Source organism: Paenibacillus sp. CR_12, from assembly GCF_041953985.1.
GTDB lineage: Bacteria > Bacillota > Bacilli > Paenibacillales > Paenibacillaceae > Paenibacillus_AQ > Paenibacillus_AQ lautus_A.
Genome location: NZ_JAVFHO010000005.1, coordinates 143643 through 168935, shown reverse-complemented (window position 1 = coordinate 168935; position 25293 = coordinate 143643). Strand labels below are relative to the sequence as shown.

The window sequence follows — 25293 nt, the reverse complement described above, 5'->3', positions numbered from 1 at the left end:
CATGGATGAAATTTCGGTTTAAACAGTGGGATCTGGGGAGCAAATTTATTTTTATCGCAACCTGTTTGGCGATAGCCTCTTTCTTTTTTAAATGGCTCGATATCGGCGTGGCTGCGGAGAACGGCTTTATGCAGGGCGGCGTGTTGTTCATCGTATGTTTCATCTATCCGTTTTTGAAAGTGGTTCGCGAGAAGAAGATGAACAAGCTGATTGCCTACGCCTTTGCGCTGGTCGCTATTTTCCTGACCATGATGTACGTGTCGTCCAAGACCATTGATTTTTTTGGAGAGACGATCAGAGGAGCGGCCGCTGGGCCGTATCTGTTTCTGGCGGCATGCGGGCTGCTGACCTTCGGTATTTTTAGACGCAAGGTTTAAAACGATAGGTTACATGCAAATGCCGTAACGATTAATAAAGGGCCGAGCCTATAGCAGCATGCTGCTATAAGACGGCCCTTTTTGGCGATGAATGATGGGATTAGTTAAAAAATGTCCGCAGCCCTCGCAAGGGCTGTAACGTTGAGCGGGATACTGGGATTTTGATATACTGGAATAAGCGGCCAAATATCCGCTGCATTACATAAACAGGAGGGATTTCAGAATGGCCAATCAAACTTTTACCGATGGACCTACTTTGAATGACGGCGTAAAAATGCCGTGGCTGGGCCTTGGCGTATGGAAGACCAAAGAAGGCGAAGAGGTTATTCAGTCCGTAAAATCAGCAATCGCTGCAGGGTACCGAAGCATCGATACCGCTGCCATCTACGGCAATGAAGAGGGCGTAGGGCAAGCCATTCGCGAATCCGGAGTTTCGCGGGACGAGCTGTTCATCACCACCAAGGTATGGAACGATGACCAGGGTTATGAGAAGACGCTGCAAGCTTTTGAGACGAGCCGCAAGAAGCTGGGGCTGGATATCGTTGATTTATATCTCGTGCACTGGCCGGGTAAAGATAAATACCTCGAGACGTGGAAGGCATTGATTCATCTGCAAAAAGAAGGCCTCGTTCGTTCCATTGGCGTCAGCAATTTCCAAATCCGCCACCTGCAGCATATCATTGAGGATACCGGCGTGGTACCTGTCGTCAACCAAGTGGAATTGCATCCGCTGCTTTCCCAGAAGGAGCTGCTGGGCTATGCACGCGAGAATCATATCGTTCTGGAAGCTTGGAGCCCGTTGATGCAGGGCAACCTCGATCAACCGGCGCTGGCTAAGATCGCGGAGAAATACGGAAAAACCACGGCGCAAGTCATTCTGCGCTGGGACATTCAGAACGGCGTCATCGTCATTCCGAAATCGATTAAAGATCATCGGATCCGTGAAAACGCCGGCATCTTCGATTTCGAGCTTTCCGCAGAAGATATGGCGGCCATTGACGGCTTGAACCAAAACAAACGTTTCGGCTCCAACCCGGATGAGTTCCTGTTCTAAATTTCGTTTTCATATAAAAAAGCGAGCACCAACCCTGAGTGAGGGAAGTGTTCGCTTTTTTTGCGTATTCAATAGCAGGTGGAAACCCCTTGGCATTATCGTCCTTCCTGGTCGTCCTCGGGAAACAACGGCTCGCCGATCGTGCCGAGCTTCCCATGCACCAGGTCCTCATGCAGCCGTCTTAACCAGTTCAGGTCGGTCTTGGCGTGCTCATACATCCCGATCATCAGGTGCTGCGTGCTGCGGGGGACGATATGCTGATGCTCCACGTATAGTTGGTACGCCTGGTTCACCCGGTGTTCGGCTTCCCGGATCCGGGTCTGCAGGATCGGGGCCAGAACGGCGGGGTCTGCGTGGCGCGAGAAGGGCAGCGCCATATACAGCGGGTGGTGCACGGGCTCGATGTCCCTGAATTTCTTGAGCAGCAGCTGTTCAAAAAGCTTGCGTCCGGATTCCGTGATCCGGTAGATGGTTTTATCCGGACGGCTGTCGCTTTGGATGGTTTCCACGGCCTCGATATATCCTTCCTTGGCGAGCCGGTCCACCGCGTAATAAAGGGAGCCCATCTGGAGCTTGGTATATTGATCCATGCCCCGGTCTTTCATCTTGATCCGGATCTCGTACGGATGATGGTCTCCTTCCAGCAGCAAGCCCAGGATGGCCAGCTTCATGGACATGCCATCAGGCTCCCTTGGCTTTGGCGGGGGCTTTGGCGGGAACGGTCACCCGTTCGTTGCCCATCATAAGGACGAACACGAGAGCCAGCACCGCCGGCACAAGCGCCCACATGAACGTGTTCGCGATGGAATCGGCCAATGAAGCCGTGATCTGTTCGCGCACGTTCGGTGGGAGCTGCCCCATCACTTCAGGTGAAAGGACGGCATCCGCGTTTAACTCGGCACCGGCCGGGGCGTTTCCTCCGGCTTCCGCGAGCCGGTTGTTCAGGCCGTTGCGCTGGATGATCCCGAAGATTGTAATCCCCACCGTCATGCCGAAGGAACGAAGGAAGGAGTTCGTCGATGTTGCCGCGCCGCGCTGTCTGGCATCAAAGTTATGGATGGAGGCCATGCTGAGCGTGGAGAACGAGAACCCGACGCCAAAGCCGGTCAGGACCATGAAGAGCGTTAACAGGTAGCGCGGCGTATCCGGGCTGATCGTGCTCAAGCAGAAAATGCCTGTGATAAAGCACAAGACGGACAGGATCATGATGTTTCTAAACGAAGTCCGGGTCGTCAGCATACCGCCGCCTTGGCTCCCGAATACGCTGCCGAGCATCATCGGCATCAGAATGAGGCCCGAATTGGTTGCCGATCCACCGTACACTCCGCTCACAAAGATCGGGATGTAGATGGTTGCCACGATAAACGTTGCCCCATAGAACAAGGCAACGATATTGCTTGAAGCAAACAGGCGTTTACGGAACATTTGGAACGAAATAATGGGTTCGGCTGCTCGGGTCTCTGCGAACAGAAACACGATAAACAGAGCAATGAATCCCCCGAACAAGCCCAGAATTTGTGGGGAATCCCATGCATAGGTTTGCCCGCCCAGCTCCAGACCGAACATCAGACAGATGATTGCGCCTACAAGCGTTGCAGCCCCCGTCCAGTCAATCTTTTGCTTGGCATGGGAACGGGACTCCTTGTAGGAAGTCATGATGAAGATAAAGGATACGATCCCGATCGGAACGTTGACATAGAATATCCATTCCCAGCCGATGCTGTCGGTAATAAATGCACCCAGCAGCGGTCCCATAATGCTGGAGGTGCCGAATACGGCGCCGAGCAGACCTGTCATCTTGCCGCGCTTCTCCGGCGGGAACAGGTCAAACACGATGGTAAAGGCAATCGGCATAAGAGCACCGCCGCCGATTCCTTGAATCGCCCGGTAAATAATAAGCTCTGTCATATTGTTTGCCATCCCGCAGAGGGCAGAACCAATCAGGAAGACAACCAATCCGAAGATAAAGAACCGCTTCCGTCCGTACATATCGGACAACTTGCCGAATATCGGCGTGCCGGCCATAACGGCAACCATGTAGATTGAGGTTACCCAGACGACTTGGTCGAAGCCTTGAAGATCGCGGATAATCGTCGATAACGCGGTCGCTACAATCGTGTTATCGATGGCGGCCATGAAGATGCCGAGCAGCAATCCGGCCACGACTAATTTGATGTTGCTTTGTTGTGCATTCATGTTAAGGATACTCCTTTTCCTTATTCAACTATGTACATATTATTCAAATTTGAATAATTCGGTGGTTATATTGTAGCCGGATTAACAGAAGTTGGCAAGATGTTGAATGCAAGGCCTGTCTCTACATTTTGCACAAGAAAAAACAAGGTCAACCCTGTATACGGGATGACCTTGATATTATCGGGCGACAACCGCCGGAATGCCGTTGCAATCAAGACCCTTGTCGGCAGATTCGTTTCGGGAAGCGGCTGCGTGGTGCGGAAATTTTTCAGCTCTGCATGTTTCGTGTGGTACGGCACAACGATCAAGCGGAGGCTTGTATCGACAGGGGCCTCGGGTGAGGTATGACAGAGATACGGCTGGCGATAGCAGCGACTAACAGTTCATCTGGGGCGATTTCGGATCCAGCTGCATGAATTCGATCCGGTTGCCGTCCGGGTCCCTGGCCCAGCACTGCCAGTTGAAGTCTTTTCCTTGAACCGGATCAACGTCCAGCTTCACGCCCTGCTTGCGAAGATGCTCCGCGATGCGCTCGATGTCTGCCACCTCAAGGCAGAGATGGGAGAATCCGACGGGCCGCTCTACACGGGCCGGTTTATTTTGTCCGCCGTAAAACAGCTCGATAAACTGTCCATCACGCACCTTAATGTACTCGATCCACGGTTCGCCCTGATCATTGGGAATATCAAAAGCACGGGTAAAACCAAGCACATTACAGTAAAAATGCAGGGACTTCTCCATATCTGCAACATCAAACGCCAGATGGGCGATTCCTTTAATCATGACGGCATTCCTCCTCGGTATGTATTCGAAGCATGAGATAAGATGATTTCCTAAGTTCATTGTAACTCATTTTGTATACGCTCCCATATATATTTGCCGCATCGGGGAAATAAAACCGGGATCCTGGCTGAGCCACTCAGGCATGCAGCGGAAGCCTGTCATGCGGATGCCAAAAAAACCCGAGGCCTGCGATAACAAGGCCTCGGGTTTGGGGGGAGGATCCTCGTGCCGTGGCGACACGAGGATCCATTTGGCATATCTTCTGCTCATCAACGATCGTTTCAAATGTATCTGCCGCTATCAAACAGAGAAACCTTATACATAGGTCAGGCTGTCCAGAATTTCCTTCACGCTCAGCTCAGCGCAAGCCATGGAAGTATCGGCTACGCCATAATACATCCTCACGACATCGCCCTCAACCAATGCGCCGCAGGAGAAGACAACGTCTCCGAAGAATCCGTTCTTCTCATAATCGGCCTCGGGCTCCATGATCGGTTGATTGGAGCGGGCGATGACTTTGGATGGATCGTTCAGATCCAGCAGCAGGGCACCCATGCAGTAGCGGTGATCCAACGTTGCGCCATGATACAGCTCCAGCCAGCCTTTATCCGTGCGGAATGGTACGGCACCGCCGCCCATGCGGCCGCTGTCCCACATGCCATCGCGCAGGCCTGCGAGATGTTTATGGTTTCCCCAGTATACGAGATTATCGGATTCGGCGATCCACATTTCCGGGTTGCCCGTGCTCTTGGTCGTTGGACGGTGCAGCGCATAGTATTTGCCGCTTATTTTCTCAGGAAAGATCAGCACGTCCTTGTTGTCCGGTCCGAAAATCATCCCGTGATGCGTGAAGTTCACAAAATCTCGCGTCGAAACCATGGATTCGCCTACGCCTACCGAAGATACGGCGGAGAAGTAGATATAATACGTATCGCCGATCTGCGTAACGCGCGGGTCTTCGATACCGAACGCTTCCAGCGACTGCGCGGGATATACCAGCGGCTTGTCGTCGATGGTAAAGCGATGACCGTCCGTGCTGCGTGCCACTCGAATATAGGATAAGGAAGTCAAATATTCGAAGGTAGCGCTGTGATTCACATTACGAATGACACGCGGGTCGGAGAAATCATAACGAGCATCGTCGGTACGGAATTCCAAAATGTCCAGCTTCTGTGTATCTGCATCGAATACAGGCGCTTTGACAATCATCGGATCGGCGCTGATGGGGCGCTCCGCGACCCGAAGCAGCAGCAGCACTTCGCCGTTATATTCGGCAACGCCTGCGTTGAAGGCGCCAATCACTTCGAAGCCGTCATGATACGGCTTCACGTCGGCCGGTGTAATCAGAGGGTTCTCCTCATATCTGTAAATATTCATGGTTGTTTACCCCTATCCAATGATCTTATTTATTTGGAAACTGCTTCTTACTGTTCGAATTTGAGGAACGGATCCTGGATGGTTATACGATGCGCTTCCGCATCACTGATGCCGGCATAGAGATCGGCGGTACCGTCAGCATGGCGAACGAGGCCTCCGCTAAACACGACGTCAGCGAGATCCGGACGTTTGGTTTCACCCGGCAGGAATTCGGCGCGTACGGCAATCAATTCCATATCGCTAAACTCGCCCGTCTGCGGGTCTAGCGCAAACGCCATCGGATAATAGTGGCGATCCCCGGCTTCGTCGAAGCTGGCAACATGGCCAAGCACGCCGACAAGCCCATTGCTCAACAAGTGCAGCTCGTTGGCCCCGCCCCATTCCGCATCGATGAATTGGTCACCCAGAAGGGGGGCATCGTTAACGAGTTCTACCGTCACGTCTTCCAGCGAGCTCACCTTGGTAAACCCGATTTTACCTCGGCCACCTTTTTCGCCTTGAGGACGAGTAAACACGCCGATTTCGCCGCCTGCCAGCTCCGTGAGACGCAAATCCTTCATCGCGTCGGGACCCGTGAAGAAAAGGGAGAGCTCGTTCAGCGTTTGGCCTTTCCGGAATACGGTTCTCCACATCAGCGCATGCTCCATCGTGGGGTGAGGGAAGATTTCAACGCCACCCAGAACCAGTTCGCCATGAATGAAGGTAAAGAACGGATCCTGAAGTGTAAAGACAGGGGCGCCTTCTTTCGGTACCCAGATGCCGTCCTGCTCCACGAAGAAGCGGATTTCGGAATGCTCGCTGTCTCGCGACTCCACCCGGCCTGCAATGACGGTGACTCCGTCAATTCGGAAGGGAGCCGTGATATTATATACGTCTTTGTCCCCTACACCCGAAAACGAAAGCTTGACCGGGTTCTGGACCGTGGATTTTTTGCTTTGATATTCTTGCAGCAGGGTTGCGCAAGTTTTTACAGAGGATTTGTTTAATGCCACCGTTGATGCCTCCTTATATAAACCATAAATAATTGCCTCTTAGGATACCCATACCGCAGCCGTGTGCGGTGGGACTTCGATTACCGATCCGCCGAGGGATACCATCTCGCCGCTTGCAGCAGCCAGCTCCAGCCTCTGGTCTGACCAATCGGACAGGTCCAGCCGAAGCGGCTGATAACCGAATTGAAGGACAATGACGGCTTCCTCGCAGCCGGATCGTTTGGTATAAGCGATTGCCGATCCCTCCAATTGCTCCAGCTTTACGTAATCGCCGGAAGAGAGGGCGGCATGCTGGACACGAAGCGAAAGCAGCTTTTTATAAAAAGAATACATGGAATCCAGCTGCTCCCGTTGTGCTTGCGCGTGGATCTGTTCGTGCCCGGGCCCCATCCCGATCCAAGGTGTTTGATCCGAGAAGCCGCCGTAACGATCACCGTTCCATTGCATGGGGGATCGGGAGTAGTCGCGGCTCTTGGCCCGGGCCAAGTCCATAGCCTCCTCTTCCGTTCTTCCATTCTGAATTGCGGCTTCGTAGTGGCCGAGGCCCTGGATATCCCTCATGTCCTCGATCCGGTGCGCGATATGGTTCCTCATCCCGATCTCGTCGCCATAATAGATGAACGGAACGCCCTTCGCCGTTAACATGAGGGCTGCCATCAGTTTGGCTCGCTGCTCCTCGAGCCACGCATCGCCTTCGCCAAATCTCGAGATGTGGCGCTGCATATCATGGCTGCTGAAGAACAAGGTGGGGAGCTGATCGGATGCATGCTGGTCTTCCATGCGTTTAATCTCCCTGTATAAATCCTCCGGCCGAAATTGCTCCTGGCTTCCCAGGTTGAAGTTGAAAACCACATCGAGAAGGCCGCTGCCGCTGTAGCGGCGCAGGATGTCCAGATCCTCGGAACCGACTTCACCTACCATAAAAATGCCTTCCCGTTCATGTACATAACGGCAAATGTGGCCGATTGCCTCCACGATCCCGTCCTGGTTCTGATCGAACTGGTGAATTTGCTCGCCGTTGTCATCTACCGGATTATCCTGAAAATCCCTGGAGACTTTAAGGAAATTGATGACGTCCAGCCGGAAGCCGTCGATTCCCTTATCCAGCCAAAAACCCATAACATCCTTCATGGCTTGCCGGACTTCCGGATTGGCCCAATTCAGATCCACCTGTTCCTTGGCAAAGGCGTGGTAATAATACTGACCTGTGCCTTCATCCCATTCCCAGGCGCTGCCGCCAAAGAAGGACTCCCAGTTGTTCGGGGCCTCTTGACCTACAGGAGACTTCCAGATGTACCAGTCCCGCTTCGGAGAAAGGGTAGAGGATTTGGACTCCTGGAACCAGGCATGGGCTGATGAGGTATGATTCAGCACAAGATCCACAATGACCCGGATGCCCCGCCGATGGGCTTCATGAATGAAACCATCGAAATCTTCCATCGTTCCGTATTCCGGATCGACGGCATAATAATCCGAAATATCGTAACCGTTATCGATCTTGGGCGATGGATAGAAGGGAGTCAGCCAAATTCCGCCGATTCCGAGTTCCTTTAGGTAATCCAGCTTGGAGGTGATTCCCTTAAAATCTCCGACGCCATCCCCATTGCCGTCACAGAAGCTTGGCATGTAAATTTCATAAAAGACGGTTTCTTGCCACCACTTTTTTTGGTTTCTGTCCATACGTTTCCACTCCCGGATGAAAGCTGCTTTCATCCCTTTATTTAAGAGAAGCCCGGATAGGCAGGTTGTAATGTACAGACCCTCATATTCGAGCTTCCTGCAACGTTCTGATGCGTCATTTGATTATTTGAGACTGAACTGCATGCCTTCCTTGAACTTTTTGCCGAAGATCGCGAACATGATAATAATGGGCACGGTGAGCAGGACGGATGCCGCATAGAGCGGACCCGGGTAACTGCCGTATGGCCCGAACATCTGGGACAAGAGTACGTTGAGTGTCAGCATGTCGTCGCTGCGGACAACGATCATGTCCCATAGAAGCTCGGTCCAACGCTCCATCAGCAAGAAGAGGAAGATCACCGCAGTGATGGATTTGGACATAGGCAGCATGATTTTATACAAAATCTTGAAATCCGATGCCCCATCTAGCTTCGCTGCTTCGATAAAAGCATCCGGTACGGCTTTGAAAAAGTTGGTGTACATGAAGATCGCCCATAAACTGACGGCCTTCGGAATGATCATAGCCCAGTACGTATCGTAAAGTCCCACCTTCTGAATAATGAGAAAGTTCGGAATCAGCAGAATGATCGCCGGGAAGAACATATGGAACAACACGAAATTATTCACGGTGTCGCGTCCCCGGAATTTCAATTTGGACAGCGCATAGGCGACCATGATCCCGAACAGCATCATAAGAAAGGTGGAGGCTACCGAGACGATGACGCTGTTGAAGAACGCGTTCATCCATGGCCGGGCAATGCCAACCTCGCCTCCGGTAAGAAGCCATTCATAGGATTTTAACGAGAATTTGCTTGGAACGAGCTGCCTGTCCACCTGCGCCCAATCGGCAAAAGAGTTGAGCACCATGTACAAGTAGGGGTACACCATGACGAGAAGCAGAAGGGTTGCCAGTACATAGCGGCTCGCGAGACGACGTTTACTATTTTTCTTAGACCCAACCATTTCGTTTCCCCCAGCTTTCCAGCAGTTTACGAATCACGAAGATGGAGATGAACGTTACGATGGATGCCATAATGGCAATCGCAGACGCATATCCGGCTTGCAAATTCGTAAAGGCTTGATTAAAGATTTCCATCTGCCATGTATTGGTTGCAAAGTTCGGTCCGCCGCCTGTCAGCTGATAAACTTCCGTGAAGATACCGAAGGTTACGCCGAAGGAGAGAATGAGCGTTGTATACAGGGCAGGGTACAAGAGCGGCAGCGTGATTTTCCAGAATCGCTGTCTGTCGGTTACCCCATCAATGGCAGCTGCTTCATAAACTTCCTTATCAATGCTTTCAAGCCCCGAGGTCAGGATCAAGGCATAATAACCCGTGAACTTCCAGGCCAATATCAGACCGACGATAAACAGCGCTGAGAACGGTGAGCCGAGCCAGTCGATATTGATCCCGAAAGTGCCTCTCAAGAATTCATTGACCGGACTGTTGTAGGACAGAAAGCCCTGTACAATGAGGGATGCAACAACGCCTGATGACAGATACGGCAGGAAGAAGCCGATTAGGTACACACTTTTGAATTTGGGCAATCCCTGTATAACAACGGCAACGGCGAGCGACATCGCGGTTACCAGTGGAACAAACAGCATCATGAACTTGTAGGTAACCCAGAACGCGGATTGCACCCCGGGAGCGGCCATGGCTTTTCGGAAATTATCCAGCCCTACAAAATCAAATTCGGGAGCAATCAGGTCCCAATTCGTAAAAGAAAGGTACAGGGACCAAAGGAGCGGCCCCAGGAAAAATACCAATCCGAAAATAATGTAGGGACTGGCAAAAAGCCAGCCCAACTTATTATTTTGCTTATTAATCATGATTAAAGTTCACCTTCAATCGCTTTCTTCATGTTATTCCACCCGGTTTGCGGATCGATTTCCCCGCGGATGACCTTATTAAATGCTTCTTGTCCGATCAAGGTTTGAAGCTCGTTGAATTTCGGATTATCCATGGCTGGAACGCCTTTGGACACCGCTTCCGCATAAGGAGCCAGTTCCGGTTTCTCGGCGAGGATCTGCTTGAAGCCTTCCACTTCGTTCAGATCATCGCGTGCCGGAGGCAGGTTGGTTTGCTTGAACCATTTCACGTCATTTTCGTCGTTGGAATAAACCCATTTCAGAAATTCAGCGGCAGCTTGCTGCGATGCTTCGGGAGCGGCGGAGAAGATAACCAAACCTTTTGCATCCGCGTAGGTTTTTGCATCTGCCGGATCCATATGATCCGGTACCGGAGGCAGGGTCAGGGTGAAGTTTTCTCCATATTTCAGTTCAGGATACTTCGTTGCCCACATATCGAATGTCCAAGGACCGATATCGGTGAATACCCCCGCACCGGTTTCGAAAGGATCGGTTGCATTCTGCGCCAATACACCGCCAGCTTTACGAAGGTCATCAACGAAAGTCAGCATTTCCACGCCAGCTTTATCGTCCGCAACAAGGCTTTGGCCTTCGATAAATTTGTTGCCGTCGGAAGCTGCGTTGTAGAGCAAGAAGAAATCGAACCAGCGTTTCCAGGCCGTAGGGTCTGCAAGGTCGGCGCCTTTAGCCCACATATATTTATCCGGATATTTCGCTTTCAGCTTCGTTGTGGCTTCCAGAACTTCACTGTACGTTTGAGGAGGCTCATTATATCCGATCTCTTTCAGGAAATCCGTTCGCCATCCGATCAGCATCGGGTTAGAGTAGATCGGCAATACATATTGGTGGCCGTCCGCGAATTCCCAAGGAGCGATCGTTTCGGTCATGTTACGGGACTCGACCATTTCCTTAAATTGCGGCAGTTCATCAAGAGCTACAAGCGCTTTACTGTTGGACAGCTGTGCGGCGAATCCACGGTTGATATTCTCCGCGACCGTCGGTGCATTCCCTCCTGCGATGGCAGCCTGAATACTTGCCTCAGAGCTTGGTGATTCTTTAATTGCACTAACGTTAACTTTTACGTCCGGATTCACGGTTTCGTACTCTTTGGCCATCTCTTGCCAGAATGCTTGCTGCGGCGGGTTCGGTGCGGCCCAGAATTCGACGGTGGTTACGCCGTCTGCACTTTGACCGCCGTTGCTGCCGCCGTTACCACAAGCAGCGAGTAACGTTCCACCTACCAATGAGATTGCTAGAAGCAAAGAAATTCTTGATTTTTTCATATTGACCCTTCCTCCTAAATGCAATAGGTCTTCCAATAAAGGAAGTTGATATTGCTAATTTTGTAACGTTACAAAATGTAATTACAAATTACTGAAAGCGTTATATTCACATTATTGTTCATTACATATAGGTTTGTCAACGCTTTAACCCCCAAAATACGACAAACAATTAATTCCTGTGAGGTAAATCACATAAACATAGTGCTTTACATAATTATTTTGTAACGTTAAAATAATGTTTGTAATGTTCGAGCGTGAGCTTTCAAATCTCTGATTGTTTTCGGTATAGTATGATGAGAATCCATTCGTCCTATACAACTATTCTTACTATAAAGAGAAAGGAACGTTATCCTTGACCAAGCCAAAAGTTACGATGCAGGATATCGCAGACTACTTGCAAATCTCCAAAAATTCGGTTTCGCAAGCATTATCAGGTAAAGGCGGTGTCAGCGAAGAGACGCGCAAGCTCATCATGCAAACGGCCGATGAGCTCGGCTACGTCTATACCGGAAATCGCAAACGATCCTCGGATCAAGAGGACGAGGAAGAATCTACAGGCAGTATTGCTCTAGTAGCAACGGATTTTGCCTTCTCTATGCGGGGCTTTTTCGGGGAAATCTACCTTACTATAGAAAATGAAGTGCAGAAGAGAGGGAAGAAGCTGCTGATCCAATCCATTTCCCAGCAGATGATGAAGGATCAGACGCTACCCCCTTTTATCGAGGGGAGGGAAGTCGACGGGATCTTGATCCTTTCGCATCTTAGTACCGAATATATGAACACATTGATCGATACCGGTATTCCTACCGTGCTCATCGATCATCACCATCCGGATGTGCAAGCCGATGCCATTCTTACGAACAACCGGTTCAGCGCCTATCATGTCGTTAAGTATCTCTATGAGCTGGGACATGCACGCATTGGCTTTGTTGGCAATACGTCCTTCTCCCCAAGCTATTATGAACGTCTGGAAGGTTTCAAGCTTGCCCATCATGAACTCGGCATGGAGCTGCACCCGAAATGGATTCTTAGCGATGCGCTGGAAGATCAGGAATTTATGGAGAAGCGGCTGCAGGGGCTGGACGAACAGCCGACTGCCTGGTTCTGCGTGAATGACGGTCTCGGTTTTATCGTGAATTCGACCATTTATAATATGGGCTATTCGATTCCTGGCGATATTTCCATTGTCAGCTTTGATAACGGACAGCTTTCCAGATTGGCTACGCCCAAGACAACCACCATGGGAGTGGACCTGAGACTATTCGGTCAAACGGCGATCCGGCAACTGTTTTGGCGGATGAAGCAGCCGGATGCGCCGCATATGGAGCTGCTGCTGCCGACAACACTCATTGAACGTGATTCCACATCGGCCCCGCGTAATTAACATAATGAATCGATAATTTCGGGATGGAGGCTTATTTACAACATGACCATTCAAGCACAAGAACAAGCTGTACAGGCATATGAACGATGGCTGAACAGCCGGGTGATTGACGAAGCGTCCAAGGATGAGCTTCGCGCTATTGCCCATAACGAGAGCGAAATCGCAGACCGTTTCTATAAGGAACTGGAATTCGGAACCGGCGGACTGCGGGGAGTGATCGGTGCGGGCAGCAACCGGATCAATATCTATACCGTGGGGAAAGCAACCCAAGGGCTTGCTGCTGTGTTAAAACAGGAGTACGAATCGCCATCGGCGGTGATTGCGTACGATTCCAGGCAATTCTCTCCCGAACTTGCACTTGAAGCGGCACTTGTGCTCGCAGGGAATGGCGTTAAGGCTTATGTATTTGAAACTCTTCGTCCGACGCCCGAATTGTCGTATGCCGTGCGGCATCTGAACGCAGAGGCGGGAATCGTGATTACCGCAAGCCATAATCCGCCGGAATATAACGGATATAAGGTGTACGGTTCGGATGGGGGACAGATTACGCCCGATACGGCAGCCAGAGTGATTAAGGAGATCGGGCATGTCGCTTCTTTTGAAGAAATCCGTAAGCTGGACCGGGCAGAGGCGGAAGGGAGCGGCCTGCTCGTATGGCTCGGCCAAGAGATCGATGATGATTATACCCTCGCCGTTGCAGGCGTAAGCCAAAATCACGGAATCATACCTGAAGCCAGCAGCAATTACCGAATCGTATTTACGCCGCTGCATGGAACCGGTAACGTTCCTGTACGTGCGGTACTGAAGCATCTAGGTTTTCAGCATGTGGATGTCGTGCCGGAACAAGAACAACCGGATGCCAATTTCTCAACCGTGCAATCGCCTAACCCCGAAGAACATGCCGCATTTGAGATTGCGATCGCCCAAGCCAAGGCAAGCGCGGCTGACCTCATTCTCGGAACCGACCCCGATGCGGACCGCATGGGGGCCGTCATTCAGGATGATCAAGGACAGTATTTCATCCTTAGCGGCAACCAGTCCGGTGCCATCATGGTGCACTACTTGCTGGAATCCATGAAGAACAAAGGTACCCTTCCGGAGAACGGCGCGATCATCAAGACGATTGTGACCAGCGAAATGGGAGCTGCCATTGCGGCTGCATACGGTATGACCGTGTTCAACACGCTGACCGGGTTTAAATACATCGGGGAGAAAATGACGCAGTTCGAGAAGACCGGAGCGTTTGAATTTATTTTTGGTTATGAGGAGAGTTACGGTTATCTTGCCGGCAGCTATGCCCGTGATAAGGACGCTGTTGTCGCAGCCATGCTCATAGCCGAGGCGGGTGCTTACTATAAAGCGCAAGGTAAGACTTTATATGAAGTGCTTCAAGAGTTATACCGAACCTACGGCTATTTTGCCGAGAAGCTGGAGACGAGAACGCTTAAGGGCATTCAAGGCGTACAACTGATTGCAGGCATCATGAGCGCTTGGCGTGAATCGGCACCGAGCGAAGTGTCGGGGATTAAACTCAGCGAAACAGAGGATTTCAGCCTGGGACTATATGGTCTGCCACAAGAGAATGTGTTGAAATTCCATCTTGCGGACGGCAGCTGGTTCTGCCTTCGTCCGTCCGGCACGGAGCCGAAGATCAAGTTGTATTTTGCTGTTCAGGGCAGCACGTATGAAGAGGCGCAGGCTAAGATCGCTGCGCTTACGCAAGATGTAATGGCTCGAATTGATGCTTATATCGAACAGCACCAGAAATAGAAAAAAGGACTGAACCCGATCGTTCGCTTCGGAACGGAAGGGTTCAGTCTTTTTTGGATATCGGCCAGCCTTTGGAAGGCAGGCCGATATCGTATGGCGCACAGCAGGCAAAAGCTGCGATAATCGTTGTATTCATGATTCCAGAAACCGCTATGTTTCACCTAACCGCTTTGTAAATCGAGCTATTTAGTAGAACGAATTGCCCCTAGCGCCTGTGATGCACCGGGACTTCTTTGCGACCCTGTTTCATGGGTGCCTGGCATAATGGACAGGACTTGCTCTCCCGATCCCTTGTGTTAACAGGGATACGTGCGTTGACTCGCTGCCAGCCCTTGCAATTAGGGCTGGTGCACAGCCATACGTCGACGATTTCCGTCGCGGCGGGAGCAGCCGGAGACTGCGGCTCGGGAGCAGAGCTCGACCCTGACCGTGAACCTGAACCGAAACGTTGGCTCGTCTGGTTAACGGCGCTCCCGGTCCTTCGTCCGGCAGAAGAGGAGGGCGATGAAGGCTTGGCCGAGGTTTCTATGCGGATCGTACGTTGCGCCGTAAAGGCTGTGCGGGCCGCTGACCCTGCGCCCTTGTTCGGTATGCTGTTGCCCTGTTTGCTCTGTTCATCCGTGAGGAACACGTCCCGGAAGAAGCGGGAAACCTCCGCTTTCCGTCCGCGATAAAAGCCCGGGGAGCTGATCACCAGTTCATCCCGTGCTCTGGTGATGGCTACATAAGCCAATCTGCGTTCCTCTTCCAGCGCATCCAAGGCCTTATCCTCTTTGTCAGACAGCGGGCGCTGATCGTCCCTGCGCTCAGCGTCCAAAGCGGACGTATGCGGCAGAATGCCCTCGCTCGCTCCGATCAGGCACACCGAGGGAAATTCCAGCCCCTTGGATTTATGGATGGTCATTAAGCGGACGGCATCGGCATGCTCATCCCTTTTCATGGCCGCCATTTCCTTATGGATGATGATCAGCCGGTCGACAAATCCGACGAATTCAGCGATATCGCCAAAGCGCTTCGCGGAAGCCTCCAGTTCATCCAGCCCTTCTTGAATGAATTCCTTATGGAGGGTGATCTCCTGCCGCTCGTCGGCCTCCAGGAATTTATCGTAGAATTGCCGCCTCATTTCCTGCACGGCCTGAAGGGGCTCCATCGCCTTCAGGCTCTTGATGAGCTTGGAGCGTTCCCTTATATTCTCGATCTGGAAATCCTTCAGCCCGGGGAAGGAGAGGAGGTGCGACAGAGGCCCTTTCTTGGGCCGCGGAGCATCCTGCTGCCGGATGAAAGCCATGCCCTTGTCGCGGTTGATGTACAGCGTATGAAGCATGCCCTCCATCGCCGTGAAATTGCGCCGGTCCAGCGACAGCCGCAGATGATCCATGAGCGGTTTGACGATCCACTGCTCGTAGAACAGATCCCCATTCTCATAATGTATGAACGGAATTTCCCGCATCACGAGCTGCTCGAAGATCGCCCGGCTGTTGTTTGCGGTGCGATAGAGAATGGCATGGTCGCGGTACTGCTTCCCGTGCTCCCGGACCTGCTCGGTGATATGGGTCAGCAGCAGCTCCGCTTCTTGATCGGGATCGCCGGGTCGAAGGTAGAGCGGCACGCTGCTGCTCTTGCGGGTCGACCGCAGCTGCTTGGGGCGCCGCCGTTCATTGACGCGGATAATTTCGTTCCCCAGCCCGACGATCGAGGAGAGGGAGCGGTAATTAATATCGAGCGTCACGACCTTGGCCCCGGGAAACGTCTGGTCGAATTCCAGGATGAATTCGTTGCGCGCCCCGTTGAAGCCGTATATGGTCTGGTCATCGTCACCCACAACCATTAAATTGCGGTGCGGGGCGACGATTTTTTTGAGCAGCTCATAAGGCAGCAGTCCCGTATCCTGAAACTCGTCGACCATGACATAACGGTACCGCCTCTGAAGGGAGGCGAGCAGTCCGGAATCATGGGACAGCAGACGATAGGACAAGACCAGAATGTCGTCGAAATCCATCTGGCCATGCTCTTCCTTCCATGCTTCATACCGGGCAAAAATCTGCCGCTGTTCAACCTCGGCAGGCGTTTTGACAGGCAGCTCGTCAAGTCCGGTCATGCTCATCCGATGGGCGGACCACAGCGATAGCAGCGTCTCGGCTTCGTAGCTATCCTGCAAGCCCATTTCCCGCAGAATGCGCTTCATGATAAATTGCTGATGCCTGGCGTTGCTCAGGATTTCCTGCTTGTAGCCGCGGGTTCGCAGCAAGTACAGGAAGAAGGAATGGAAGGTTCTGGCCGTTACCTTGGCTGTTTCGCTGGACCTCAAGCCGGGAAGCGCCATGATGCGTTCCTTCATCTCGGCCGCCGCCTTGGAGGAGAAGGTGACAAGCAGGATGGAAGAAGGGTCGACGCTCTTGGCGGCAATAAGGTAGCCTGTCCGGCTGACCAGCACGGAGGTTTTGCCGGAGCCTGCGCCAGCAAGCGTAAGCAGCGGTCCTTGCGTATGTCGTACGGCTTGGATCTGGGCGCGGTTCAGCAGCAGTCCCTGGGATTCCAAGCCGCGAAAAAAAGCCGCATCCGGCGCGTCATCGCGGATCAGGTCCCGGCTGTTCTCGAAGGAAGCCAGCTTCGCAAACGGAATATCCTGACGCTCACCGCCGTACGGGCGTTTATAAAAGGGTATGGATGTCATGAAATTCACCAATCATTTCGTTTATCGTTTATCGTCTTACCAGTTTAACGGATTCTCGGAAGTCTGGCAAAGTACAGGATATGGGTAAGCGCATGGGCGAAGCTCTTATGATTCATGGCATGAATCACCGTTCATGAGGGCTATGAGCATAAGCTTCACTCCCAACTTGATAGAGGGAGAAGGTGTTATATTAAGTAGGAATGTTCAAGAGTATCCATAATCCATGTAGGAGGAGGGATGTCATGCTGGTTGTTATTGCTTTGCTGCAGCTCATCATGATCGGCATTTTGCTGAACATCAACAGCAAGCTGAAACCGCGCGATTATATTGCTGACGCGATGGAGAGGGACCGCCGAATCCGGGAGGAGCGGGAGAAGAAGCAGCAAATGGAGCAATGGTCCCACGAGTCAAGCGCAGGCAGCAGGGATCATTCATGACCTGAATCTTTTATATGACTAACGAAAAATCCCGGACTTGCCATAAAGGAAGAAGTCCGGGATATCTGCGCCCTAATAGTCATCTTGTATAACGTGCGCATCGATCCCTGTACGCACGGAGCGTGGCCGGGGCATGCTTGGAGGGCTGACGGCCCTCACTTCATGTTGCAAGCCAATTACAGTATACGGCACTCGCCATCGACCATCACTCGATCCAATTCCACAGCCGCACTTCCCCGACCCGCAGATCGTGGACCCAGGATACCTCGCGCAAGGTCAGCAGCTCTTTAACAGGGCCGGTAATGACGGCACCATAGAGGCGAACGCCGTTCTGTTCCACGTAAGCTACGGAAGCGTCCACGTCAATGAAGGGAGCCACCCGTTCGGCAATCAGGTCATACTCCTGCAGAAGCCGCAGCGATTTGAGGAAGTGCTCATTCCGCAGCTCCCCGTCCCCGTAGGTGTCTACAGAAGGGTACTGTCCGCCGCTGAGGGTGGTCTTGCTAAACCATCCGGTTTTTTGCTCCTGATAAGAGGTCACTGTCAAATCGTCATGATGCCAGACGGGATAAGAAGGAAAGCCGACAGGATGAGAGATTACGCCGTCTCCGTCGCCGAATCGATCATCCGGCCCGGTATCGACGGCAAACCAGACGGCCTCCATATTCCGGTTCTCGAACTGCTTCAGCAGTTCGTCGGTCGTGAAGAAACGGTTAAACGATACATAAGCCTCGGCCACGGTGCCTTCGGGAAGCTTTTCAAGCCTGGACCAATCACCGCTCTTTGCAGAGGAGGTGCTAGCGTTCTGCTCATTTGACTGTTCGTTGGGTTCTTCTTGATTCGCGGAAGAAGTCTCCGCAGAGCTATCCGGCCGGTAGAAAATCTGGGATGAACCCGAGCTGCCATTCTTCCAATCCGTATCGACGGAGGGCAGTCCGAACAGGAAGTTGACGGTGTATTCGCCGACGGTCACGCGTTCACTCCCGACTTGCTTGACCATATCCCCGTACATTTCCTGCATGAAGAAGGCTTTACCCTGACTGCTTAGCGGGACATCGATATTAGGTTTCGAGATCGAGATGGCGGAAGCGATGGCATCCCGATATTTATCGTTGCGGCTGGGATCGCCGACTCCGTAAAACAGCGCCGTAATGATCGAGCTGATGACGAATATCGCCAGAAACGCCGATATCACCGTCAACGTATTGGAGATTCGGGCCCGCCATTTGCCCCGGCGAACGATTCGCTTTTCTTTTTTGGGCGAGAGGCCGGTCTGACCGTCAGCGGCATGCGGGGGTCCGGCATCGCTCGAACGCTCGTTATCCATCATCTCGTTCACGTAAGCCTGGTATTCCTCCAGCTTCTCCATTTCCCGTTCGACTTCGTTTTTTTCCTCGTCATTCAGCTTGCCATCCGCATAGTCCTTCAGCCGCTGCTTGAATTCTTCGCTCATAAATTCCCGTCCTTTCGTTTCATGTCCCGCAGCCGCTGCCTGGCCCGAAATAACGTGATCTTGATATGGGATAAGGTGATGCCCATAATATCCGCCGCCTCCTGGTAGGTGAATTGATGAAAATCGACCAGGAGCACCGCTTGCCGCTGCTTCTCCGGAATATCGGCCAGCATCCGTCCGATTTCTCTGTGGACTTCTTGCTGGAGCAGGATGTTCTCGGGCGTATTCCGGTCTATCATCTGATCGAAAAATTCTGCGTCCCGGACGATGCTGCGGCTCGCCTTGCGCTGATAGTCCACGTAAGCGTTATGGGCAACCCGAAACAGCCATGGCTTGATTCGTTCTTCCTTCCAATCCTCGAGATACAAATATGCCCGGTAAAAGGTTTCCTGCACCAGGTCCTCAGCTGTATGGTGATCGTAAGAGAGGGAGTACAAGTAACGATACACGTCTTTTACGTAATATTGATAAATCGATTCCAGACTGTTCAGTTTCATGTCCTCCCCTCTATGTAACACACGTATAACCAGGGCTTAAAGTTACAGTTAGGCTGTGAAAAAATGACATGGGGCTTTTACCCGTAAATCGCTAAAGCAAAAGCAAAAGAAAAAGCCCGCCAAGTGAGCGGGCTTCCGATAGCATATGAAGGGCTGCATAGAGAAGGAGGCTGCCGTAAACGGTGGGGCTCACGACGCCTCTGCAGATTCGGACATCACTGGCTGTTCTTGTTGATGTAGGCCGTAAGCAATTTGTACTGCTTGCTGTCTTTTTCGGCATAGTCCAGCGCCGTCTTTCCGGAAGCGTCTTGAAGGGAGGCATCTGCCTTGTGCTGGTTCAGCAGCTTGTCGATGTAGAAGTCATTCTTGTGGATGACCGCCAGATGAAGCGGCGTCTGACCTTCGAAATTCGGCAGGTTGTAATCAAGCTCGCCGGCTTGGCCGTCCATTTGTACAAACGGGTCGTAAAGGGAAGAATCGCCGTCTAGAATCAAATAATGCAGCAGCCCGTTGCCGGTGGTTTCATCTTGCGAATACAGCCTCGCTTCACCGGCAGCGATAACGATATAAATCTTTTGCATATTCAATTCGCCGTTGACTTCGATCAGCTTGCCGAGGTTTTTCACCAAATGACGCTCGTGAGCAGGCGCTCCTTCGGACTCGGAAGGCGCAGTCGGGCCGACCGGGATCGCCTCTCCATTCGAGGATTGGGGAATAATTCCGATTCCCTCGGGACCGACGGAGCCGACCCGATATCCAAGCGCTTCCGAGAAGTCCCGCACGGGGACATACAGCTTGTTCTGTATGAGTACCGGAGAATCCGACAGCCGGGCTTCCGATCCGTTGACCACAATTTTGGATTGGGATGGAAATGCCTTTAGATAAACGGCGGCACCAACGGCCGTACCGGCTGTCAGCGCCACGCCGAAGATCGCGCCGAGTGCAAAAGCAGGAACAGAAGAAAAGCGTTTTTTCATAATATCCTCCCATGATCGCATATGGACTTTTACTCCATTATATACCAATGCAGCGTTATCTCCATTGAATATCCGGATCCAATAGGACGATTCTCTGCTCATCGACAGCCTTTTTCAGCAGATCTTCCTTCAGCTGCTTCGTACTGGTTATGACGTCAGGCTGGTTTGTCTTCATTTCCGTCGTCCGTTTATTCATGAAACGTTCGATCGATAGCATGTCCCGATATTCCGGCGGGGAGTAATCTTCCCAGTACTGATCTTCGCTGATGCCCATCGCATCCAGCATGCGCAAGTGCTGCTCTTGCACTTGTCGCGGCTGGCGCTCGAGCGTTTCCCGAAGCTGCCTTGCCCTCTGAGCCCCATCCTCCAGGCTTGCCGCAACGCCCTCTTCGTCAGCCAGCTGAAGCATCAATTCCTTTGCTGCCATTTCTCTAAGGATCGCGGAGTCATCAGGTAGGGGGGTGTCACTCTTAGTGAGGTTATCCTTGTAGGCGGTTAAATGTGTACGCGTGATGTAGGTGGCGCCGACTTGAATCAGCGCCTGACCGTTCAGGCTGTCGTTCATGCGGTGCTTCCCGCCTGAGCGATCGGAAGCATCGGTAAAGTACAGGATGGTGCTTATCGTCAGGACGCTTGCTATGGCGATGCTAAGGATGGCGATGAATTTACGGTTTAATTTCATGCAGTCATTCCTCCTGGCATGAAGGTATGGAAGCTTCGATACTAATATAGACGTTTTATCAATCTGAAAGGTTCAACAAAAATATGAAAAAAACGCCTGAAAGCACAACGTCAAAGTGCTTTCAGGCGCAGGCGGCCACCGTGATCGGACCGGCTTCGGGAGCGATGCTTATTTGCGAAGCAGGCGAGTTCTATGCGCGTAAATGATCGCTTTGTCCGCGAGAAATGCCGCGTAGAGCAGCAGGAAGACCGCATAGGGAAATCCGGTGCCGTCCAGGCTCGGAACGAGCCATTCGGCGGCAATGAAATACAGCAGCGTCAGCAGCACCGGCAGCTGCCGCTTCAGACGGTATTTCCAGACGGACCAGATGATGCCGGCGACCCCGGCAAACAGCATGACCAGACGGACTGCATCCAATGCGGATTGCACGATTTTTCTTGCTTCCTCGTTTCCGATGGCAGCCGCATATTTGGAGGTGCGGCCCGCAAATATGCTTCGGAACAGATGAACCAACGGATTGCCCTCGATGTATCTGGATTCCAGCCACAGCGCGGCGAGATTCCACGGACCGGACATATACCTCAATTTATTGAACAGCGGGATGTTCAGCCACCATGGAGACAAGATGAGCAGGTATCCCGCGCTAATGAGAAGGATCCCCCCGGTTACGATCTTGACCGGACTGCGGTATTTGATCCAGAAGGCAATGAACAATACAGGATACAGCAGCGCCTGGAGATTGTAGCAGGCCATAAGCGCCGTAAGCGCGCCGGCAGCCGCGTACCATCCCGCCTGCTTCAATTCAAGCGCTCCGATGATGGCGCAGACAAGAAGAAGCATCAAAGTCTGCATGGTCGTATCCGGCAGGATCAGGCGAACGGCGCCATAAGCCGGCCAGAATAGCGCATAAATCATGCAAGAGAGAAAAGCGATCCGCGTATTGAACATGTAGCGGGACAGCACAAACACCAAGTAGACGGAAAATGCATGAAAGAAGCATTGGAGCAGCTGATAGCCGATCAGGGCAGCTTCCATGCTTCCGAATATGGCGGTTAGTCCGGCAATCATAAGCGGCACACCGGGCATGACGCTGGTGGCATGCTCTTCCAGGTCTCCACCGGGGTGGCTGATCATGGCCGCACTTTGGATATACCGTTCTTCGATCACGCTGCTGATGCTGGGGGAACGTTCATGAAGACCGGTCAGCACCAGCAAACATGACATCACCAGAACCGCTGCTATCAGTACCAACAGCATCCTTCGCTGCACACGGTTTAAAGTCCATATGGAAAACAAAGGGTCCACTCCACTCTCTATATAATCTCTAGGGTTTAGCTCAGAATACATACCCTTCTATATTAAAGAAAAAACGGGGAAATAAAAAGGCTCCGCCAAAACGGAGCCCATAAGTTCAAGTTACGCTGCAGTGATAAGGCCAGTCCGATTTTTAAAAGCCGCTGTGATACTTATCGTCGCTGGATGAACGCTTCTTCGACGTGCCATCCCGCTGCTTTTCTTCCTGGCGCTCCAGCCTGGCGTCTTCCATCGGAATCGGGTCCACATGCTGCTCGCTCTCGAATTTGTCGAACAGGCTTTCTTGTTCCGTCGGATATTGTTCAGGGTGATCCATGTTGCCGGGACCATTGTGAAGCGGAAGATCCTTTTTCTTGTCAGCCACCGATCTCACCTCATTTAACGTTGTGATACTACCTTTATACCTTATTTGAGGAAGTATCAAACATCCCAAGAGATGAGAAAGGCAGAGGGGAGGTGGTCTTTAAGAGGTCTCCAGGCCGGCTGCAGGCTGCTGCTGCGCTTCGGCTTTGAGCCTTAAATAACGGATAAACAGCTCAACGAGCTCCGGATCGAACTGCGTGCCCGAGCAGCGGAGCAGCTCTTCAATCCCTTCCTCGAAGGTTTTCGTTTTCTGGTAAGGCCGCTCGGTCGTCATCGCGTCGAAGGAATCGATAATGGTCAGCATCCGGCACAGCTTGGGGATTTGGCTGCCCTTGAAGCCGTGAGGATAGCCGCCGCCGTCATACCGTTCATGATGCAGTTCGATGTAAGGAACCAGTTCCTTGAACTTCTCGTTCGTTTCCGCAATGCGCTTGCCCCAGCTGACATGCCGTTTGACGGTTTCCCATTCGCCGGCTGTCAGCTTGTCCCGTTTATTCAAGATTCCCCAAGGAATCTCCAGCTTGCCGATATCGTGAATGAGCGCCCCGAGCACAAAATTGCGGCGCTCCACGCTGTCAAGCCCAAGCACTTCGCTGATATCCATGGCGTAGCGGAAGACCCGTTTGGAGTGCTTGAACGTATCCACGTCTTTATACAGGAACAGCTTCAGCTGCTGCTCGATGTCGCGGACGTCCTCCGCAAAGTCGATCTCGGATTCCTTTTCGGCGCCGCTTCCATATACATGCACGTTGTTTTTGCCCTGTTTCTTGGCATAATACAGCGCTTGGTCTGCAAGCTCGACAAGCTGCGACTTGTCATGAATATCAATCCGGTACGAGGCAACGCCGGCAGAGAAGGAGAGACAGCCGGACGGAAAAATCTCGACGCCGTCGAAATAGGTATCGTTCAGCTTTTTGCGGAGCCTGTTAATGAAGGAACGTGCCCTATGGTCATCATAACCCGGCATCAGGATCGTGAATTCCTCGCCGCCGAAGCGGGAGGCCACCACCTCGGCCGTTTCGGATTCCACCTTGAGGTAATTGCCGAGAAATCCGAGCAGCATGTCGCCTTTCAGGTGTCCGAATTGATCATTGTATTTTTTGAAATCATCGATATCGATCATGGCCAGCGACAACGGCGTTTCATTGGTTTTGGCCTTCTTGATTTCGTCTTCCAGCAAATTTTCGAAATAGCTGTGGTTGTATAATCCGGTTCGTTGATCCTTGATGGCTTTCTCTTGTACCTGTTTATACATCGTGAAGAGCTGCTTGAAGGAATAGGACAGCATCACGCTGAGACCTATAAACAGGGTCAGCCCGAAAACGCCGTTATGTACGATGAGTATGGAGAGAACCAGCGAAAGAATGAGCGTGCTGAGGTAAACAAGCAGTGTATCTTTCATGAAGGTTTTCAAAATATCATATAACGATCCCTTGTATAACAGGTAATAGTAGAAGCCGACAAGGAATACGTTGATAACAAAATAAACAACCAACGCTGCAACATACGCACCAAATTGATCATTGTGAATAGGGCCTGCTTGTCCGCCCGCCATTTTGAAAATGAAGGAGGACCCGACAATCATCACGGTATACACGGAGAAATTAACAAAATGCTTCCAGAAGGGGATTTTTCTGTCGTAAAGCGCCATGGCAAGGGAGACGAACAGGATGACGGACAGCGCAAACGGTGCTCCATAGATAAAGATGCATGCCAGGTAAACAGAGGAATCCATGGACTGTAAATTACCCTCTGGCGGCAGCTGGAAGGTGAAGTAGTTTAAGATGAGGGCGGCGCCTAACATCGCATAGACCCATACCCACTGGGAAGGAGTATATTGGAAGATTTCCCCTTGATGCACCAGCAGGAAGGTGGAACAGCCCAGAAGAGAAAGAAAAACAAAATACAGCTGTCCCGCAAAGCCTTGAGAGAACCTAGGACGCTTAAATATGGACATAAATGATTTCTCCTCAATAAAATCAATGGTGTATTCTCCACATTTTAAGGTATATTGCGATGCAAAACAACGAAAAAGATGTAAAAAAACAGGCTGAATTTTCCAGCCTGTTTCTTATGGAAGTCGATTATCCGAATCTGTAACCGGAAGTCAGAGCGACAACAACAGAAGCA

Annotated in this window: 23 protein-coding genes; 6 read left to right on the top strand and 17 right to left on the bottom strand. The window is 51.8% G+C overall.

From position 1 onward, the window contains the following. Nucleotides 1–5: 5 nt before the first annotated feature. A complete protein-coding gene (locus RB297_RS19570) occupies nucleotides 6–377 on the top strand; it encodes a hypothetical protein (protein ID WP_012818768.1) in 372 nt (123 codons plus the stop codon). Nucleotides 378–600: 223 nt separating this feature from the next. Further along, on the top strand, nucleotides 601–1431 hold the full coding sequence (locus RB297_RS19565) for an aldo/keto reductase (RefSeq protein ID WP_375121196.1): 831 nt from the start codon (nucleotides 601–603) through the stop codon (nucleotides 1429–1431). A gap of 95 nt (nucleotides 1432–1526) precedes the next feature. Here the strand turns inward: RB297_RS19565 and RB297_RS19560 are convergent, their stop codons facing one another. After that, nucleotides 1527–2108, bottom strand: coding sequence for a PadR family transcriptional regulator (locus tag RB297_RS19560; RefSeq protein WP_096774683.1), 582 nt, complete (start codon nucleotides 2106–2108; stop codon nucleotides 1527–1529). A 4-nt stretch (nucleotides 2109–2112) separates the two neighbouring features. Beyond that, nucleotides 2113–3627, bottom strand: a complete 1515-nt coding sequence (locus RB297_RS19555; protein WP_096774682.1) for an MDR family MFS transporter — start codon at nucleotides 3625–3627, stop codon at nucleotides 2113–2115. Between the two features lie 99 nt (nucleotides 3628–3726). On the opposite strand from RB297_RS19555, the gene RB297_RS19550 reads away from it, so the two are divergent. Beyond that, a complete protein-coding gene (locus tag RB297_RS19550) occupies nucleotides 3727–3975 on the top strand; it encodes a hypothetical protein (RefSeq protein WP_375121194.1) in 249 nt (82 codons plus the stop codon). 27 nt (nucleotides 3976–4002) lie between these two features. Here RB297_RS19550 and RB297_RS19545 read toward each other — a convergent pair whose 3' ends face one another. The 7 genes from RB297_RS19545 to RB297_RS19515 form a co-directional block, all read right to left on the bottom strand. Next, nucleotides 4003–4410: a VOC family protein gene (locus tag RB297_RS19545; RefSeq protein ID WP_375121193.1), complete on the bottom strand. Its 408-nt coding sequence runs from the start codon at nucleotides 4408–4410 to the stop codon at nucleotides 4003–4005. A gap of 315 nt (nucleotides 4411–4725) precedes the next feature. Next, complete coding sequence (locus RB297_RS19540) at nucleotides 4726–5787, bottom strand: BtaManbiosPhlase (protein WP_375121192.1); 1062 nt, start codon at nucleotides 5785–5787, stop codon at nucleotides 4726–4728. A gap of 47 nt (nucleotides 5788–5834) precedes the next feature. After that, nucleotides 5835–6779 (bottom strand): MTP-1 family protein, encoded by a 945-nt coding sequence (locus tag RB297_RS19535; protein ID WP_375121191.1) that lies wholly within the window; start codon nucleotides 6777–6779, stop codon nucleotides 5835–5837. 39 nt (nucleotides 6780–6818) lie between these two features. Further along, nucleotides 6819–8459 (bottom strand): glycoside hydrolase family 13 protein, encoded by a 1641-nt coding sequence (locus RB297_RS19530; protein WP_375121190.1) that lies wholly within the window; start codon nucleotides 8457–8459, stop codon nucleotides 6819–6821. Between the two features lie 123 nt (nucleotides 8460–8582). Further along, the gene (locus RB297_RS19525; RefSeq protein WP_375121189.1) at nucleotides 8583–9422 is read right to left on the bottom strand and encodes a carbohydrate ABC transporter permease; all 840 of its coding nucleotides are present in this window, start codon (nucleotides 9420–9422) and stop codon (nucleotides 8583–8585) included. After that, entirely contained in the window at nucleotides 9409–10287 is an 879-nt protein-coding gene (locus RB297_RS19520; protein WP_235201867.1) for a carbohydrate ABC transporter permease, read from the bottom strand. Before RB297_RS19520 ends, RB297_RS19525 begins: the two co-directional genes overlap by 14 nt. Before the next feature lie 5 nt (nucleotides 10288–10292). Continuing rightward, nucleotides 10293–11612, bottom strand: a complete 1320-nt coding sequence (locus RB297_RS19515) for an ABC transporter substrate-binding protein (RefSeq protein ID WP_375121188.1) — start codon at nucleotides 11610–11612, stop codon at nucleotides 10293–10295. A 352-nt stretch (nucleotides 11613–11964) separates the two neighbouring features. Between RB297_RS19515 and RB297_RS19510 the strand changes: the two genes are divergently transcribed. Next, nucleotides 11965–12996, top strand: coding sequence for a LacI family DNA-binding transcriptional regulator (locus tag RB297_RS19510; protein ID WP_012818779.1), 1032 nt, complete (start codon nucleotides 11965–11967; stop codon nucleotides 12994–12996). Nucleotides 12997–13038: 42 nt separating this feature from the next. Further along, the gene (locus RB297_RS19505; RefSeq protein WP_375121187.1) at nucleotides 13039–14766 is read left to right on the top strand and encodes a phospho-sugar mutase; all 1728 of its coding nucleotides are present in this window, start codon (nucleotides 13039–13041) and stop codon (nucleotides 14764–14766) included. A gap of 205 nt (nucleotides 14767–14971) precedes the next feature. Here the strand turns inward: RB297_RS19505 and RB297_RS19500 are convergent, their stop codons facing one another. Beyond that, the gene (locus RB297_RS19500; protein ID WP_375121186.1) at nucleotides 14972–17440 is read right to left on the bottom strand and encodes a UvrD-helicase domain-containing protein; all 2469 of its coding nucleotides are present in this window, start codon (nucleotides 17438–17440) and stop codon (nucleotides 14972–14974) included. Between the two features lie 242 nt (nucleotides 17441–17682). Here RB297_RS19500 and RB297_RS19495 point away from each other — a divergent pair, with 242 nt between their 5' ends. Continuing rightward, nucleotides 17683–17877, top strand: coding sequence for a hypothetical protein (locus tag RB297_RS19495; protein WP_119850217.1), 195 nt, complete (start codon nucleotides 17683–17685; stop codon nucleotides 17875–17877). Between the two features lie 205 nt (nucleotides 17878–18082). On the opposite strand, the gene RB297_RS19490 is transcribed toward RB297_RS19495, so the two are convergent. The 7 genes from RB297_RS19490 to RB297_RS19460 all read right to left on the bottom strand — a co-directional run bounded on the left by RB297_RS19490 (nucleotide 18083) and on the right by RB297_RS19460 (nucleotide 25120). Then, nucleotides 18083–19330, bottom strand: coding sequence for an anti-sigma factor (locus tag RB297_RS19490; RefSeq protein ID WP_375121185.1), 1248 nt, complete (start codon nucleotides 19328–19330; stop codon nucleotides 18083–18085). Beyond that, on the bottom strand, nucleotides 19327–19827 hold the full coding sequence (locus RB297_RS19485) for a sigma-70 family RNA polymerase sigma factor (protein ID WP_192569868.1): 501 nt from the start codon (nucleotides 19825–19827) through the stop codon (nucleotides 19327–19329). The genes RB297_RS19490 and RB297_RS19485 overlap by 4 nt, the downstream gene beginning before the upstream one ends. A gap of 215 nt (nucleotides 19828–20042) precedes the next feature. Continuing rightward, nucleotides 20043–20804, bottom strand: a complete 762-nt coding sequence (locus RB297_RS19480) for a stalk domain-containing protein (protein ID WP_375121184.1) — start codon at nucleotides 20802–20804, stop codon at nucleotides 20043–20045. A 55-nt stretch (nucleotides 20805–20859) separates the two neighbouring features. Beyond that, nucleotides 20860–21486 carry a phage tail tape measure protein gene (locus RB297_RS19475; RefSeq protein WP_375121183.1) on the bottom strand — a complete coding sequence of 209 codons (627 nt, stop codon included), beginning with the start codon at nucleotides 21484–21486 and terminating at the stop codon, nucleotides 20860–20862. Between the two features lie 168 nt (nucleotides 21487–21654). Next, nucleotides 21655–22743 carry an ArnT family glycosyltransferase gene (locus RB297_RS19470; RefSeq protein ID WP_249732856.1) on the bottom strand — a complete coding sequence of 363 codons (1089 nt, stop codon included), beginning with the start codon at nucleotides 22741–22743 and terminating at the stop codon, nucleotides 21655–21657. 190 nt (nucleotides 22744–22933) lie between these two features. Continuing rightward, nucleotides 22934–23164 carry a hypothetical protein gene (locus RB297_RS19465; RefSeq protein WP_009594140.1) on the bottom strand — a complete coding sequence of 77 codons (231 nt, stop codon included), beginning with the start codon at nucleotides 23162–23164 and terminating at the stop codon, nucleotides 22934–22936. Nucleotides 23165–23263: 99 nt separating this feature from the next. Beyond that, the gene (locus RB297_RS19460; RefSeq protein WP_096774673.1) at nucleotides 23264–25120 is read right to left on the bottom strand and encodes a bifunctional diguanylate cyclase/phosphohydrolase; all 1857 of its coding nucleotides are present in this window, start codon (nucleotides 25118–25120) and stop codon (nucleotides 23264–23266) included. Between the last annotated feature and the right edge of the window lie 173 nt (nucleotides 25121–25293).

What these genes read in the sequence shown, in the direction of transcription:
- RB297_RS19480 (WP_375121184.1), bottom strand. Translation starts at nt 20,804, where the DNA reads ATGAAAAAACGCTTTTCTTCTGTTCCTGCTTTTGCACTCGGCGCGATC.
- RB297_RS19485 (WP_192569868.1), bottom strand. Translation starts at nt 19,827, where the DNA reads ATGAAACTGAACAGTCTGGAATCGATTTATCAATATTACGTAAAAGAC.
- RB297_RS19530 (WP_375121190.1), bottom strand. Translation starts at nt 8,459, where the DNA reads ATGGACAGAAACCAAAAAAAGTGGTGGCAAGAAACCGTCTTTTATGAA.
- RB297_RS19555 (WP_096774682.1), bottom strand. Translation starts at nt 3,627, where the DNA reads ATGAATGCACAACAAAGCAACATCAAATTAGTCGTGGCCGGATTGCTG.
- RB297_RS19540 (WP_375121192.1), bottom strand. Translation starts at nt 5,787, where the DNA reads ATGAATATTTACAGATATGAGGAGAACCCTCTGATTACACCGGCCGAC.
- RB297_RS19490 (WP_375121185.1), bottom strand. Translation starts at nt 19,330, where the DNA reads ATGAGCGAAGAATTCAAGCAGCGGCTGAAGGACTATGCGGATGGCAAG.
- RB297_RS19515 (WP_375121188.1), bottom strand. Translation starts at nt 11,612, where the DNA reads ATGAAAAAATCAAGAATTTCTTTGCTTCTAGCAATCTCATTGGTAGGT.
- RB297_RS19475 (WP_375121183.1), bottom strand. Translation starts at nt 21,486, where the DNA reads ATGAAATTAAACCGTAAATTCATCGCCATCCTTAGCATCGCCATAGCA.
- RB297_RS19545 (WP_375121193.1), bottom strand. Translation starts at nt 4,410, where the DNA reads ATGATTAAAGGAATCGCCCATCTGGCGTTTGATGTTGCAGATATGGAG.
- RB297_RS19570 (WP_012818768.1), top strand. Translation starts at nt 6, where the DNA reads ATGAAATTTCGGTTTAAACAGTGGGATCTGGGGAGCAAATTTATTTTT.
- RB297_RS19500 (WP_375121186.1), bottom strand. Translation starts at nt 17,440, where the DNA reads ATGACATCCATACCCTTTTATAAACGCCCGTACGGCGGTGAGCGTCAG.
- RB297_RS19470 (WP_249732856.1), bottom strand. Translation starts at nt 22,743, where the DNA reads ATGCTGTTGGTACTGATAGCAGCGGTTCTGGTGATGTCATGTTTGCTG.
- RB297_RS19565 (WP_375121196.1), top strand. Translation starts at nt 601, where the DNA reads ATGGCCAATCAAACTTTTACCGATGGACCTACTTTGAATGACGGCGTA.
- RB297_RS19550 (WP_375121194.1), top strand. Translation starts at nt 3,727, where the DNA reads ATGTTGAATGCAAGGCCTGTCTCTACATTTTGCACAAGAAAAAACAAG.
- RB297_RS19560 (WP_096774683.1), bottom strand. Translation starts at nt 2,108, where the DNA reads ATGTCCATGAAGCTGGCCATCCTGGGCTTGCTGCTGGAAGGAGACCAT.
- RB297_RS19495 (WP_119850217.1), top strand. Translation starts at nt 17,683, where the DNA reads ATGCTGGTTGTTATTGCTTTGCTGCAGCTCATCATGATCGGCATTTTG.
- RB297_RS19460 (WP_096774673.1), bottom strand. Translation starts at nt 25,120, where the DNA reads ATGTCCATATTTAAGCGTCCTAGGTTCTCTCAAGGCTTTGCGGGACAG.
- RB297_RS19505 (WP_375121187.1), top strand. Translation starts at nt 13,039, where the DNA reads ATGACCATTCAAGCACAAGAACAAGCTGTACAGGCATATGAACGATGG.
- RB297_RS19525 (WP_375121189.1), bottom strand. Translation starts at nt 9,422, where the DNA reads ATGGTTGGGTCTAAGAAAAATAGTAAACGTCGTCTCGCGAGCCGCTAT.